Consider the following 14,604-nt stretch of genomic DNA (forward strand, 5'->3'; position numbering starts at 1 on the left):
CAGGTAGGTCGTCTGCGTCAGCACGAAGGGCGTATAACTCTACGTGTCGTATTGGCAGCTATGCGCCTTCATTCCGGCTACTGGGATCTCATGCCATTTCCCGGAAGCTCCCGTCCGGTGGCGATGTGCTGTCACGCCAGCGCATGCTAAATTCGCTGCAGGAGGACGGTTCTTGGATTTCGACGACGACCACTGCGACGTTCGGGTGCCGGGCTACCTCCCGTTCGAGAAGATCGACTGGTCGGCACTGGATGCCTCGTTGTCCGAGCTACAGCTGTTCGACGACCCGTATCTGCGGATGCAGGCAACCAACGTCTCTATCGTCGACCAGTTCATCACCCGACTGGAATACGACGCGTGGCAGAGCGAGTTCAACGAACAGCTCGATCCTTCGTTACTCGCCTTCCTCAACGCCCAGTCTCAGATGTGGATTTTCAGCGCCTACGAATTGCTTCGTACATGGCGGGCCCGCGTCAAGGACGTGGTCAAGTGGCATGAAAACGGCGGCCTGAAACTGAAGATTGAAGCGCTGAGCCGGGACGAGGGTTTTCGCCACTACGCGAAAGAGCTTCGGGCTAAGCAGCTCCAGCGGGTTTTGGATGACCCGACCATCATCGACAAAATCCGGGAAGACCTTCGGGTCTCCCACGTTCTGTTCTCCCAGCTCGAATTCCTCCGCATATCCCTCGCCAAGCACGAGGTAAGCGGCAAAAAGAGCTCGACCGCCTACGCGCCGGGTTACGGCCGCATCAATCGCTGGTGCGGATCGCTGGACTACCAGATGGAAGCCGGCCAGGTCATCTTGGGCAACCTGAACCGTCGCAACGTGGCCGAAGGCATTCGGTCGTGGCGAGACCGAAGCGAATTGCCCACCGACGAAAGCCTTGCCGGGTTCGATGCATACATGAAGCTGTCGGACGGGCCAAAGTTCGACTAGCTGACTAGCGATTTCTGTGAAGGGTGCGCAAGAACGGATGCAGAACTTCCGGGATTTGGCTATGGTGCGCAATCATCAATAGAGACTCGAACTCTGACGATGCAAGCAGCAGCAATCCTCGCCGGCAACGAAGTGCGGCCTGCCGGAAAAAGACTCGGCCAACCGATCGTTGGCTTTTGAACACATGTCGAAGGCGGAGAAGGACGAACTCTACCGGGTGTTCTCGGTCGCCAACGATTGGCGAGAGTTGCACGTCTACCCGATGCGAAGCGTCCGCCAGTCCGTCATCGTCCGGATGCGAACACTGGGGTGCAACGGCATAACCGCTGGCCGCGTGAAGCGCATGGCAGCCATTCGCCGTAAGCTCTCCACGACGCCTATCCATCTCGACCAGATACAGGACATCGCCGGCTGCAGAGCAATCCTCGACAACATGTATGGCGTTCGAAAGCTGGTCGCATCCATCAGCGGCGAGTTTCCGCATAACATCCGACGTCAGTCACCCTACATCGACGCGCCGAAAGACGATGGCTACCGCAGTCACCACTTTGCGCTGGACTTCGCAAAGGGCGAGCGACGGCGTGTTGAGCTTCAGGTTCGGACCCGGCTCCAGCATTCATGGGCAACCGCCGTGGAAGCTGTCGGGCTCTTTCTCGGGCAGGACATCAAGCACCACAAAGGCGATGTGAACTGGCTAAGGCTGTTTCAGCTCATGTCGGGAGAGTTTGCCCGCGTGGAAGGAGGCGCCGGTCCGCAGGGGATGCCGAGCCGCAGCGACTGCCTGAAGGAGTTGCGGGAGCTGGATCACGTTCTGGGTGCCGCGCAGCTGCTCGATAACATCAAGATTTTAGCGCACTACGCCGAGAACTACGACTACGACAAGGGTCAGTTCTATGTGATCCGCTACCGCCGCGTCGAGAAGACGGTTGATGCCACGTCGTTCAGCAGCGACGGCGACGCCTCGACGATGGTGAGCGCCATAGAGCGACTGGTCGAAACAGGGCAGGACGACTCCCGCGTGGTCATGGTTGAGGTCGACCGGATGGATGGCCTGGTGGAGACCTACCCCAACTATTTCGGCGACGTGTCGCTGTTCGTGCAAAACCTGAAGCAAATCTGCCTCGGCAAGGACGCCATCGAATACCACATGGCGCCGCAGAAGCTGGTGAAGCCCAAGCCGGAGGAGAAGTCGGACCCAACTTCGCTGTTCCGTCGATACACGCGCTGGAACGATCCTTCCCGCAAGTGACCGTTTAGGTGGTATTGTGTTGGGGTGAATGCCGCTGATCGTGCCCACTTTACCCGCATAGCCGCCCTAGGCTGCGTGGTGTTTTTCCTGGTACCGGTGAACGCTGGTGGTCCCCGGCCGAAATCCATCATCCCCGTGACGGCCAAGGCATGGGACAACGTGCTCTCCATTCTGAAGCTATTCCTTTGTGCTGGCGGCATCACAGTCAGACCTCCCCTATGGCCACGCCATCCATAAAGGGCAGAAGAGGCTCGTGGCTATTTATGGGACGGAGGCTGCTCTGCTGGAACGGACGCGGTCACTGGTGTAGCGACCGGCATTTCCGCCCGCCGCTGCGCATACACCTCCAGCTTCTCCAGTTGGTCTGAACCAAGGTAGTGGTGAACGGTGCGGTTGGAGCCGGTGAGGATTGACAGGAAGGTGTCGATCGCCGCGTCGAAATCCACCTTCTCCATGTCGGTGAATATCGCGATCTGGAAAATTGGTATCTCGTCAGTGCCTTGGTTCGTGAAATGGCGATCCATCAGCGCCCGCATGTTGTTGTGGGTCTCACAGCACAGGCTGTTGTAGATCGATCGGTAGATGTCACCCATTCCTGCCATGTCGAAGCGGGTCTTGGTGTCCAGTGGCTTCCCGAGCCGCGCAAGCTCCTTCTCGTGCTCCGCAAGGCGCGCCGGCGCGTCGGCCTCAATCCCGGCAAGAAACGGGTTGGTCCCCGTGATCGCCTCGCGGCAAACGATCCGAAACTGCTGATGGTAATGGGCTTGCATCTGGTCGGCATACGCCGGGTTTGACGCCAAGTTCAGTAGGTCGACATGAGCCTCCAGGCACGAGCGCAAGATTGCCTCAACGCCTGTAGAGCGACCGGAGTCGACCAACGCGACTGCGCTATCGATCTGCTCGATGATGGTGGCGTAAAGAGCCATGATGAGCCGTTGGACGGCGTTGCCGCGATTGAAGGTCGTGACCCTCAGCGCGTGAATGGTTGCGGCAAGTTACTCCTTTAGGAGCTGATACATTGGTGCGTCCATGGCTGTCCCCTCAAAACGGACATAGTGGCTAAGGGCGGCCGCGTTGGAAATAGGCGCTCGCTTTTGCGAACGGCTAAAACGGGTTGCAACTCTTTTTACTTCTAGCTGGCTCGCCTCTTCTGGCAAGTCGTCAGGCGCACGCCATTGTTTGGCTTAGCCGCCGCATACGCGCCACTGCATCGGGCGAATTCCATGGAGCTACCGATAAAGTGTCTTGATAGCTCCCACACTCCTCGTATCGGCAAATGGGCTCCGCTGTTTTGGATGATATTTAGGTGTACGACCGGTATAGTTGACGGCGGTCGCACCGGGGCGCTCTTAGAGTCGATTTTCGGCCTTTGGAACTGAGCTGGTCACCAAATGCCTTAGGGCTGAGTTTCTCGTCATGACCTCTATAGCCGAGTTCTACCCCGTTTGGTGCGGGGTTGACACGGAGCAACAGCACTCCGCGAGGAATGGCATCCCGTTCCCTTCTGCCGGCAAACAAAAGTGGGCAAAAGCCCCGTTTGAGGTCGAGAACAGTCCCACTAAGCCTATAGTTGCGTTCTCGCATGCGAATCATCAGGGTTGTCTCTAAAGCAGGTCAGGACTCTATGACGCGAGCTCCCACGCAAGGCAAATTCACTCTCGATGCACGATTTAACTTTGCTGAGTCTGGGTTTTACGGCGGGATCGACGGGTGGAAGTCCCAGCTTCGCTTTGCAACGGGCATTGCGGATGGCGAACATTATCTCCTGCGTCTCTTCAAGAAGACCGGAACTCCGCTCGACGAAGATCTAAAGCGGCTCATCACGCGTGGCCTCAGACGCGTGCGCCGTGTGCTCTCGTCGCGCCGAGCGCGCCATCTATTGGTTGAGGTCCTTGAGATCGTCGAAGATCAGAATGAACTCGGTATCATCATGGTTGATCCTGGTGGTCCCATCTGCGGGTCGTCGCACCGGGTCCGAGCACGACACAGCCGCCTACTGACAACGACAGGGCGCAAGGTGTTCTGGCGCAATATCGTGCGGGTAGCGGAAGGGCTCGCGCTCTGTCACGATTCGGGCATAGTGCATGGCACCATCAGTGAACATGCGATCTTCTCCCACGGTGATGAAAAAGAGGATTTCCGGCTCGGCGGGTACGAAGCGTGCGTACATATTGCGGATGGTGATATCGGTGGTGCGGGTCATCTTCTGCGGCCCTCAGGTACCGTTTCGTTTCGGCAGGACTGGAGCGATCTTGGGCAAGCCGCATCCCGTATTCTTGGCCTTACAGAGGACGGAGGTGGCCCGTCCTTGTTGTCGATTGAACGACGCATGCTCAATCGACTTGCCAATCCACCACACTACCAACTGTTTGACGGCAGCATTGTCCTAGGCGAGTTGGCCGAGGTCGTGGCCGATCTTGAGCGGTCGGGCTCAAGCGCCGAGGGCGAACTGATCCTCTACCCGTCGCCCAAAGTCGCGCAAAGCGACTTCCCGGCTCTTACGTCGGGCACCATTCGGGCCGACGACAGAGAAGCGATTCTCCGGTTTGTGGAGGAAGATCTGGGCCGGCCGACGATTCGAGCCGCTGTCGTAAACCAGACCTTTGTGCGCTTAGTTACCGACCTTGCCACGTACGGCGTAAAAGTAGTCGATGACTGTATTGGCATGATTGAAAATGCCAGCAAGAGGCGACCTGACGATTATATCTATGATGCAGTCGAGGTTCGCCACAGACTTCATCTCACGCGAACACGCAAGAGCGCGGAAGAGCGCGTGCTCCGGCTTGGCCCCGGTGCCAAGCCTTGGATGGATCCTAACGGCAAAAGCCGCGCAGGCAACCAAGCAGACGATGTACCAACTTGGTACGCCCTAATTCTCCTCGAAGCCTTTAGCTGGCTGCGCGAGAAGTTTCGCTTCTATCCCGTCGAAGCGCTTGATCCGCCATCGCGCGGAGATCCCGATTTGGTCTGGATCGCATCGCGCGAGGACGCAGAGCGTGACGCTCAGCGCAAACTGATGGGACTGCGCCCGGCGTACGACGCCTTAAGTCGCGAATTGAAGTATGACGACGGCAAGCCGAATTGGACGCTGTCACACATCGATAAGCTCGCCGGCGATCGCGAGCGGCTGCCCGAACTCAGCTATGAGGGAACCGGCGCTGTCGCTGACGGCCGCTTAGCTTTCACGTTCGCAACAAATGAAGCGGTTGTGCCCGGAGATACTTTCTATCTTCGCCCACGACGAGATAGTGGATTCGAGCGCGCTATTCGCCGGCGCTTTCAAAACATCGTGGCAGCCCGAGCAAATATTGAACTCTTACGAGCTATCGACGATCCCGCGCAGGTCACGATGGACGATATGCTACGCGATATTGCGGTCCCGGGTGCTCCGTCCGCGACGATGGATGCGTCGAAGAAGGTCGCATGGGACGCTATTGTGTCTGGGAGATCCATCAACGTCATTGTCGGCCCTCCTGGTGTCGGAAAGACCTTTCTACTCTCGCATCTCGTTAAGAGCATCTTGGGAGAAACGCCGGATGCCCGGCTTCTGGTCTCGGCCCAAAACCACGAGACCCTGATTCAGATGGAGGATGAACTCAAAACGATCCTGGCGTCCGATACGACGATTGTCGTTCGTGTCGAGCGAACGCGATCGACCGAGGAGATCAGCTCTCTGCGCGAGAGCTCTGTTAGACTTCTGCAGTCTGTTTCGGCCGCCGATCATTCCACTGAACGTGTGATGGTCAATCAGCGATACCAAATGAAGCAGGCGCTCCGGCCTGATGCGTCGGAAACAAGCGACGCGGAGCGCGTACTGCGTGACACCGACAATCTGTTGCTGCGATCGTCCGATGTTACGCTTGCGACGACATCATCGCCTATCATCGAAGAGATGATCGCTGACGGCGAACAGTTCGACTGGGTAATCATTGAGGAAGCAGCCCGCGCGAATGGTGCGGAGCTTATCGGAGCACTACTACTGGGCAACAGGAGAATTATGGTTGGCGATCATAACCAGCTTTCTCCCTTCGATGCAGCAGAACGGCAAAAACTATACGATAGTGAACGTTCGGCCGAGCTACTGCGCGACGCTAAAGAGCAGCTTGAAACCATTTCCGATCTGCCGAAGGAGGTCACCGAAGCGCTTGATATTATCAAGGCGAACGAGCCTCTAATGAAGGAGGTGCTCGCGACAGCGGCGCGTCTTGAAGAGCCGTTTCGGTCGATTGCTGAGCGCGAAGTTCAGCGTGAAAAACACACGGGCCGGTCGAGCACCATTGTCAATACCCTTTTGGAGCAGAGCCGCATGCACCCTGCAATCGGCGATCTCGTGTCTAATACTTTCTATGACAAAAAACTCATTCATTCCGATCGTGTCAAAGATCGCGCGCTTACCGTTATGTCGACCGTGCCCTACCTCGGTGCACCGATCGTCCTTCTCGATTTTCCCCCACTCAGCATGGCAAAAAGGCGACATTTCGAACTTAAAGTTAAGCGGTCGTACCGAAACGAGCTTGAAGCGGAGGCCCTGATAACAGCGTTAAAGGGTTTACAGCCGGTGATTGGCTCGGACGGGCGCAGGCCCACGCTGGTGATCCTTTCGCCCTATTCGGCGCAGGTTAATTGGCTCAAACATTTGCTTAATCATCAGGTTAAGAAGGACAAGACATTGTTCGGCTTCGCCAGCCCGCGCAGTAACGGACAGTTTGTTTTTACGAGCGACAGTTTCCAAGGAGGCGAGGCCGACGTTGTTGCGGCCAGCCTCACGCGCAACAACGTAATGGTTGGATCACGTGCCCTTGGATTCGTAAAAAGCCCACAACGCATGAATGTGCTGCTCAGCCGTGCCAAACAAAAGCTGGTTCTTGCCACAAGTCAGCGATTCATCCGCGAGGTGGTCGAAGGGATCGATCCGGAGGAAAAGAGTGATGAGCTTGAATTCCTTCGAAAGATGCTGAAGGAACTCGCGAAGCTCTCCACGGTCGAGTTCGAGCGCGTCGGGAAGGGGGTTTTCATCGTTGAGGTCGATGAGAATGGGAGATCTTCGGCGTGAAAGTATACCTTCCTGCCTGGCACTACCGCGCGCGCGCCATCGTCCAGCGCACCTGGGGATGGAGCCCCATCGAAGAAATGATCCTACTCGCGCTCGATCGTGCCCCGGGCACGATCGAGAATGTTGCCACATCGCTTGCAATCCCTACCCAAGTCGTCGGGTCCACCATCGCGCGGTTGATGCAGTTCGGCTTGGTCGAAGTTCGCTTCTCTCCCGCGCCCCAACTAGCTACAAGCACTATCGGTCAGAACTTCATTCGGTTAGGCGGCGCTCTGCCCGAGCGGACCGAAGATCGCGAGATTCACATCAGTCTCGTACTTGAGAAAGTGGGACACTCCGTCTTTCGAAACCGTGACGTGGAAACCGCTCCGCTCTATCGAATGACCGATGCCAATCACAAGGTAAACTTTCCTGCCGGGCCGGATGAGACCGACGACACAATGGCGGCACGGGTCAATCAGTTTGTGGCCGGCATGCTTCGTCCCGGAGAATGGTTGCGTGGGGTCCAAACGATCAATTCTGTTCTCGAAAGAAAGTACCTCGCCATCGAGCTCAACGATGTAAAAAACGGTCTCCTTCCCGAGGGAGCGAGTCAGGACTTGATCCAAGCACTTCAGGAAACGATCAGCACCGGAATGCTTCCAGAAGCGAGCGACCCGCAACCAAGCCGGTCACACGCCATCGACACGACAATTGCCGACGAACAGTTGATCGTCGGCGGGGACTTACATCTCGAATGCTTCGAGCGCATCGTCGGTCAAGCCGAATTCGATGTCTTTGTCCTTTCAACGTTTGTCGCGCCTCACAACGAAAAGTACACTGAACGTCACGAGCGTGTCCGCATAGCGCTGGAACAGGCTTGTCTGCGGGGCGTGCGTTGCCATTTGTTCTATGGCACAACGCTAGACGCCGAGAGGAAAAATGCGATCGCGATGCAGGAGCTAAACGTACGGCTGTCCTCGGTGCGGCATGCGCGTGGTTCTATCCTTGCACAGCGTGACTCCGTTAGAAGCCATGTCAAATGCCTCGCTGCCGATGACGGCCAAGGAGGCGCTGTCGTCTTGCTTGGCTCTTCCAATTGGCTGTCGTCGCCGTTTTCGGCCGTTGAGGTATCTGTCGAACTCAACGAAAATCTCGCGGCGGCTGCCGGCTTGGATCTTCTACGTTCGATCATCTCGCCTCTTTCAGGCGCCCGCCGCTCGATTGAAATCCTTCAGTTCACGGCATCGGAATTAAGGCGCACCCGAAGTCCCTTGTCGCCCAGCACCGATGTAGGTGGCCGTGTGCCGGTTCGGATGAGTATCCTTCAAGCGGATGATCATGAGCGATTGCTTCGCACTGTGGCGCATGAGGCCGATGAGCGGTTTGTCTGCTGTACCAACAAGGTTGGCGCCACTATGGTGCCCGGACTATTCAATCCAGCCGAAGTCGCTGGTCGCCGGCTCGATGATGTCCGAGTTTACTACTCCCGCCGGTCTGGTCCTATTAAGCGGCGGCATATCGCGGCCCACCGGGAACGGCTAAATGGCGTTGTCGATCTGATCGCCGTGGAGGATCCCCAAGTCCACGCGAAATTTCTCTTGTGGGACAAGGATCATGTCGTCGTTAGCACCATGAACTGGGGTTCTCAATCGGGTTCAATGGACAACCCTCTCGACGAGATTGGCGTGCATCTGGAAGGTCCGGGCCTTGGAACATCTCTCCTAGCAAAATTCGAAGGTCAAATTGAAGGCTGATCGGTCTGTCGGGAGATAGCTAGGCTCGATCGGCGTTTCGGTGTTCCGACAGGATTGAGCAACTGAACGATCGTTTGACAGGATCGATCTCTACAAATTCTTTTTTCAGCTCGATGCCGAGAAGAGTATGGGTACCTTGCACTGGAGCCGGTTGGCGTACGAGACGAGCGAGACTGATCGAATGCTCATAGCGCCCGTTAGCTATCCCGTCTGATCAACGCCTTTGATGGATCGGGAAGATAGCCGAATCAATTGGTTACCAAATGCCGTGTGCAAAAATCGCACACGAAAGTTTTGCTTCTCTTCTTTTTTCGTTCCCAAGACAGAGCCGCCGACATCCCTTTTCGGACGCTCTTTTGCCGACGAAATTGACCGCTCCTATGCGGATGTTCGCCGGGATATCCATGTACCTCATTGTACGCTGCGACGTCCAGTTTGCCTGAGGTTCGGTAGTGTCTCAGTTTGAAATTTGCCGGACGCTATTTTGTCGCCGCATGAATTGTTTGCATGGGCATGAAGAAGGTGCGATCAGCCTCCGGATACCGCTGAAAGCCAAAGGCCGCATAAAATGCGGCGGCTTGCTCATCAATGGCATGCACCATGACAGCCGCGCTACCTATGATCTGGGATGCCGCTAGGGCGCGGCTTAGGGCATCCTTCAAAAGACCTCGGCCTATGCCGAGCCCCTGGTAGCGCCCGTCAACTGCCAGTCGCCCGATAATGGTGACCGGGACAATTGACGGCATATTGCGGCGCTGTTTCTTTGGAAGCTGGTCTATCCGAACGCCGCCTGCCGCAAAGCAATAGTACCCAACGACGGCTTTGCCGCCGATGCAGGTGACATAAGTTCTTGCCGACCGCGCCTCAGCCTTTGTCGCGCGGTATCGCAGCTTGGCGCCGTGGAATGCGAAATCTATGTCGCTCCCAGCGTGGCGCAGCGGCATGACGCCTTTAGCCGGGTCGCTGGCGGGGCAACATAACAGTAGTAAATCAAAAGGAAATATTGTAAACTGTCTAATTAAACACGCATTTACCAGAAGATAGGACGTTCCAGGGATACGCATCGTTTGTTAAAAGAGTATTTGCCGCGATTTTGTTTTCAATATTAGGCAGGCTGGAGGTGGCTGAATCGTAAGATCTAATAAGATCTGCCGCAGAGCAGAACGTGACTCTGCGATAATCCCCAGAGGCTGGTGAGCAAGGCAAAATGGACGGACGTAAAATGCCGAGGTTGAGTGCCAAATACGCTTTCTTCATCGCAGGAGCTAGTTTGTCGATCTCCTTGCCAGAGGCGTCGGTCGCCGGTCAAACGATTGAGTGCCACTACGAGAATTCGGACGGTGCTGCGAAAATAAGCGTTGGAATCAACAACGACGACGGCCATGCGGTGACATGCAATTGGTCATGCATATACGTTCTTCAAAATTCAAATTTTACTAAACACACAGTCTCCGGAGAGGATGACGTTGACCAAATGTCCTCGAAGAATGTGCACTCAGACACCACTGCAGCACCTGTTTCGAGCGAATCCCATAATCTGCAGTGTGCTCAAAAGTGAAATGGTGCGCAGGAAAACGTCGATTCACTGGTACCGCCCCGTCACTTTGCCGATAAGAGCGGAGGACCTCGTTATTTCACCTTTATTTTCGCAGCGCGAGCATCAAGCTTGTCTTGCCGATCGAGTGCTGTCTTCACGTCCTCCTGCACGACCGACGAGATCTCTGACGCTTTCGCAGCATCCGTGCGCACTTGTGCACTGGCGGTAACCACGAATGCCTTGGTCTGTTTAAGCATGGCGAGAAGCTGCTGCACCCCCGCAAAGCCCGCAACATTGTGCGGCGCCTCCGCCTGGGTGAGCAAATCGTTTTCGTCGTCGAGGAGCTTGGTGATGCCGGGGATAAGAGCTTGAGCACGCTCATCCCGGCGAAATTTTGCCAGTTTGACACTTCGTTCGACGCCCTGCAGTTTGAAAAGGTCGAGTTCGTAGTTGTCGATGGAAAACGTGAACCGGTTTAGCCATGAAAGCACGACAGGTTTAGCGAGGGCATCGTAGCTGGCCCGTGCTCCTGCCTCGTCAATGTCGCGTTTGTCGCTGTCTTCCAGAATTTTCCCTACATCTTCATACCGAGCAACCAGGCAGTTGTCCGCCGTACCACAGCGATTCGCCAGAGAGAGCCAAAGCAGGCCCGAAGCGTCCCCGCGCTGAGCCATTTCCGCTTGTAAAGTCGTGACAGTAACTTTGTTGCCGACCTTCGTTTTGCATTCCACGATGCTGAGATGATATAGGTAATCGGCGGTCTCGATCGCGATCTGCCGGGCCTTCTTGTCGTAAGAGATATCTGCTCGCATCGAGTTCCATTCCTTCTCGATGTCGTCAAAGGGTTTCGTGGGCGCCGTCGAGCCGAATGGGTTAAGCGATGAAAACCAGGAATCGACCGTGTCCTTGGTCGTGGCACGCAGGCCCTCAGCCTGACATCGAACGTTGTCGATCGTATTGCGCAGGGCGGTTTCTATTCCTTGAGTTGCCTTTGCCAAGCTGTCGTCGATCAGCGGCTTTGCCTCCTTAATACCTGCCAGGATCTGATCTTTAACTATCTGGGGCATCAATTCGATAAGGTCGCGTGTCGGTGCATCCAGCCCGCCGACTGCACGCACCTCGAAGGGGGGCACTTGAGATTGCGCGGAACCGGTCGAGATCGCCAATGACGCAAGAACACAGATTGCAATCGAAGACTTGCTCATGACCACGCCGTCCAAGGTTCAATTTAAGCAGCCTGGAATATACAACAGAATTCTGGGCGAGGGCAGGCAGTCCGCGGGCCCTTCTGCCGCCTAAACAGTATGCGGCAAAACCAGGTCGTTATGGCTACCGCGCCCCTCATTTTCGCTCGTTTGGCTCGCGCTTCCGCCACCCAAACGCAAAATGTTTTCTACGGGCTTGAATAAGAGAGCTGCGTCAAAGCGAATCATTTAAGACTAGCATCCCGTATTGTCACATTTGATAGCGAGCGATGTGTTGACGTCGTCGGCGGAGTCATAATCCGGCTGTACGTCATAACTGGGTTGGCCATCGCAGCTAAAGGCGCGTCTGCTGTTGACGATCCAGAAGCGCTTGACCGTGCCCGCAGCAATTTCAGCCTTGGCGGCATTCTCATTGTCCTGATCCCATGACAGTGTGTCGACGGAACCGTCCTTCACGATCACCAGACTGAAGCCATCGGGGCTCTGCTGAATGCGCGCCACACATTGCACTCCAAGATCCAGCAAAGCGACCAGTCGATCCGGGTAGTCCTTGGCCAACTGAGCTTTTTTGTCGGCGAGGGCCCTCGGGATCCGCGGATCGTCGGTGCAATAATCAGGGCCGCTGTTACATGTGTACGCTCCCTTGAGCGTGGTCACGCTCACCAGGAAAACGGCGGCTGTCAGGGCGAGCAGTCTGATTGCGGGTTTATTGGGGTAAGTATCGATCACCAAATTGCCTCCTCTGTCCCCTCGGCGACATTTGCGACGCCTACTCGTGTCAAAGCTTAAGCTTGTCTCTTTTCTTCATGAGTTCGGCTTCCTCGACACCCTTTCGTGCGCCGAGAAATTCGCGACGAAAACTACCAGCGCCCTTGCCAATGTCTCCCATCAATTCAGAAATCCGCCCTTTCCCAAAAAAACGAGAATAACGATTGCGACGATCGCGAGATGCCAAATACTGAATGCGCCCATTTTGGTCCCCTCGGCTATCCATCTTGTGGCAGTTGTGAAGTGTCAAGTTCCACCCGTACGGCGAAACGTGAACCCGATTCGATATAGCGCTCGCCTTCCAGAATGTCGGAATCCTTGCGGATCGGCTCATTTGAGTAGGTCGAGCGCGGTGTCGTCGTCAGTTCCTCGACCAGCACTGCATATTGCAGCCCTTGAGCTTCGCCGGAAGCCGGAATCGGCAGCTTGAGGTCGAGCAGTAGCGAGGCGCCAGCGTTGACTAACCGCAAGGACTTTACCGCATAAATTCATCAATGGTTGCCAAAGAAGGATATTCGGGGAATAAAATTTGAGCTAGATTTATTCTGCGGCTAGGGACTGGGGTTTCTGCCATGATCGACGCAGACGTATTTGATTTTGTAGAGCGCTGCAGAAAGCACACGGCAACCGAGCCGTTGCTTAGCGATCTTCTTGAAACCGTTAGAAATTTCGGCTTCGAGCATCTTATCCTAAGCGGTGTTCCACTGGGTGGACAAAAGCTTGCACCGATGGTCGAGTTGAATGGTTGGCCGGCCGGCTGGTTCGAACGCTACGTCGAAGCAGAGCATGCAGCTGTTGATGGCGTATGCATCTATTCGGCTAAGACGCTGAAGCCATTTCTTTGGGAAGAGATCCCCGCAAAATGGTCGGATACCGAGGGATCACGGCGTGTGGCAGATGAAGCCACGGAATTTGGCATCTGCAGTGGCTTTGCCGTGCCGATGCTCAGTGTCCATCATTGGCAGTCGGTGCTCTCGTTTGCGTCGTCGGCCAAGTGCTGCCGTCTGTCACCTCGACAGCAGGTGCAACTGGTCACTATGGCCGTATATGCCGGCATGTCGATCCAAGCTTTCTCAGATGACGATGAGGAGGATTTGGACCTGTTGACCGACCGTGAGAGGGAAATTCTTCTGTGGGCGGCGGCCGGAAAAACCTCGTCGGAAACGTCCCAGATCCTGGGCCTGACGGAACGTACCATCAAATGGCATTCAACAAGAGCCCGCGAAGCATTTGGCGTTGCGACTACAACGCAAGCTGTTGTTGAAGCCGTGCGCCGCCGACTAATACATCCTTGATAAGTCAACTGTCCGATCGGACAGGTGACGTATATTAGCGCAACTGCGAATATCCCTGTGAGAACGATCGGGGGATCGCGCCATGATAACGGCCCACGTAGTCAATGCGCATAACAAGCATCTCTACGAAAACGAATTCGATGAATTTCTGCGCCGGCGGCACGATTTCTTCGTGCATCAAAAACGCTGGCGCCCTCCGAGCCCGGATGGTCGCGAACTGGACCAATTCGATACAGATGCGGCGACCTACTTGCTCGGTATCGAAGATGGTCGCGTAGTTACCTCGGCTCGATTAATTCCAACGAGCGAGCCGCACATGGTCTCGGAGGTCTTTTCCCACATGTGCGAGAAATCCGGCGTTCCGCGGCGCCCTGATTGGGCGGAGTGGACCCGGACATTCGTCGTACCCGACAAGCGTTCGACTGGGCGCAGAGGCACGCTTACCGAGTTGTGCTGCGCCGTCATGGAGTATGCTCTCGACGAAGGCCTGAGTGCGGTAGGGGGCGTTCAGGAGACCTACTTCATGCCGCATCATGGCGCGCTCAAATGGCGGGCCGAACCCATGGGCATGGCGAAGGAGGAAAACGGCGAATGGTACATCGTGGCTTACATCGAGGTGAGCGAAGCGGCTCTTGCGAGTGTTCGGAAAATCCTCGGTATCAGCCACTCACTACTTGTTCGGCGTGGAGTTCAGATACCATTTATTGAGGCACCGGAAAGACGTACGGCTTGATTATATATGAACTCTGTAGAGAGTCTAAGTTACCTAGCGGGAGGCGTGAATGGTTGCTTTCGACGAAGATACTGGGTCGATTGACGGAGAA

11 protein-coding genes are annotated in these 14,604 nt (G+C 55.8%); 6 read left to right on the plus strand and 5 right to left on the minus strand.

Annotated elements, in window-relative coordinates:
- Nucleotides 1-172: 172 nt before the first annotated feature.
- Together NKJ15_RS30795 and NKJ15_RS30800 are read left to right on the plus strand one after the other, a co-directional pair.
- Nucleotides 173-937 (plus strand): hypothetical protein, encoded by a 765-nt coding sequence (locus NKJ15_RS30795; RefSeq protein WP_352819494.1) that lies wholly within the window; start codon nt 173-175, stop codon nt 935-937.
- Between the two features lie 184 nt (nt 938-1,121).
- Entirely contained in the window at nt 1,122-2,186 is a 1,065-nt protein-coding gene (locus tag NKJ15_RS30800) for a RelA/SpoT domain-containing protein (protein ID WP_352819496.1), read from the plus strand.
- A 257-nt stretch (nt 2,187-2,443) separates the two neighbouring features.
- Here the strand turns inward: NKJ15_RS30800 and NKJ15_RS30805 are convergent, their stop codons facing one another.
- Nucleotides 2,444-3,112, minus strand: a complete 669-nt coding sequence (locus NKJ15_RS30805) for a DUF5677 domain-containing protein (RefSeq protein ID WP_352819498.1) — start codon at nt 3,110-3,112, stop codon at nt 2,444-2,446.
- Nucleotides 3,113-3,810: 698 nt separating this feature from the next.
- Between NKJ15_RS30805 and NKJ15_RS30810 the strand changes: the two genes are divergently transcribed.
- Both NKJ15_RS30810 and NKJ15_RS30815 read left to right on the plus strand, forming a co-directional pair.
- Complete coding sequence (locus tag NKJ15_RS30810; protein WP_352819500.1) at nt 3,811-7,239, plus strand: DEAD/DEAH box helicase; 3,429 nt, start codon at nt 3,811-3,813, stop codon at nt 7,237-7,239.
- Nucleotides 7,236-8,975 (plus strand): phospholipase D-like domain-containing protein, encoded by a 1,740-nt coding sequence (locus tag NKJ15_RS30815; RefSeq protein WP_352819502.1) that lies wholly within the window; start codon nt 7,236-7,238, stop codon nt 8,973-8,975. Before NKJ15_RS30810 ends, NKJ15_RS30815 begins: the two co-directional genes overlap by 4 nt.
- A 479-nt stretch (nt 8,976-9,454) precedes the next feature.
- Here the strand turns inward: NKJ15_RS30815 and NKJ15_RS30820 are convergent, their stop codons facing one another.
- The 4 genes from NKJ15_RS30820 to NKJ15_RS30835 all read right to left on the minus strand — a co-directional run bounded on the left by NKJ15_RS30820 (nt 9,455) and on the right by NKJ15_RS30835 (nt 12,955).
- Nucleotides 9,455-9,919, minus strand: coding sequence for a GNAT family N-acetyltransferase (locus NKJ15_RS30820; protein ID WP_352819504.1), 465 nt, complete (start codon nt 9,917-9,919; stop codon nt 9,455-9,457).
- A 685-nt stretch (nt 9,920-10,604) separates the two neighbouring features.
- The gene (locus NKJ15_RS30825) at nt 10,605-11,717 is read right to left on the minus strand and encodes a hypothetical protein (RefSeq protein WP_352819506.1); all 1,113 of its coding nucleotides are present in this window, start codon (nt 11,715-11,717) and stop codon (nt 10,605-10,607) included.
- 234 nt (nt 11,718-11,951) lie between these two features.
- Complete coding sequence (locus NKJ15_RS30830; protein WP_352819508.1) at nt 11,952-12,446, minus strand: hypothetical protein; 495 nt, start codon at nt 12,444-12,446, stop codon at nt 11,952-11,954.
- Nucleotides 12,447-12,703: 257 nt separating this feature from the next.
- On the minus strand, nt 12,704-12,955 hold the full coding sequence (locus NKJ15_RS30835; RefSeq protein WP_352819509.1) for a hypothetical protein: 252 nt from the start codon (nt 12,953-12,955) through the stop codon (nt 12,704-12,706).
- Nucleotides 12,956-13,057: 102 nt separating this feature from the next.
- Between NKJ15_RS30835 and NKJ15_RS30840 the strand changes: the two genes are divergently transcribed.
- On the plus strand, nt 13,058-13,780 hold the full coding sequence (locus tag NKJ15_RS30840; protein WP_352819510.1) for a LuxR family transcriptional regulator: 723 nt from the start codon (nt 13,058-13,060) through the stop codon (nt 13,778-13,780).
- Between the two features lie 82 nt (nt 13,781-13,862).
- Nucleotides 13,863-14,513: an acyl-homoserine-lactone synthase gene (locus tag NKJ15_RS30845; RefSeq protein ID WP_352819511.1), complete on the plus strand. Its 651-nt coding sequence runs from the start codon at nt 13,863-13,865 to the stop codon at nt 14,511-14,513.
- Nucleotides 14,514-14,604 lie beyond the last annotated feature (91 nt).

It is taken from the genome of Mesorhizobium sp. M0207, from assembly GCF_040321995.1.
GTDB lineage: Bacteria > Pseudomonadota > Alphaproteobacteria > Rhizobiales > Rhizobiaceae > Mesorhizobium.

Excerpts from the sequence above, each read along its gene's own strand:
- NKJ15_RS30820 (WP_352819504.1), bottom strand. The coding sequence starts at position 9,919 with ATGCCGCTGCGCCACGCTGGGAGCGACATAGATTTCGCATTCCACGGC.
- NKJ15_RS30800 (WP_352819496.1), top strand. The coding sequence starts at position 1,122 with ATGTCGAAGGCGGAGAAGGACGAACTCTACCGGGTGTTCTCGGTCGCC.
- NKJ15_RS30810 (WP_352819500.1), top strand. The coding sequence starts at position 3,811 with ATGACGCGAGCTCCCACGCAAGGCAAATTCACTCTCGATGCACGATTT.
- NKJ15_RS30840 (WP_352819510.1), top strand. The coding sequence starts at position 13,058 with ATGATCGACGCAGACGTATTTGATTTTGTAGAGCGCTGCAGAAAGCAC.
- NKJ15_RS30805 (WP_352819498.1), bottom strand. The coding sequence starts at position 3,112 with ATGGCTCTTTACGCCACCATCATCGAGCAGATCGATAGCGCAGTCGCG.
- NKJ15_RS30825 (WP_352819506.1), bottom strand. The coding sequence starts at position 11,717 with ATGAGCAAGTCTTCGATTGCAATCTGTGTTCTTGCGTCATTGGCGATC.
- NKJ15_RS30845 (WP_352819511.1), top strand. The coding sequence starts at position 13,863 with ATGATAACGGCCCACGTAGTCAATGCGCATAACAAGCATCTCTACGAA.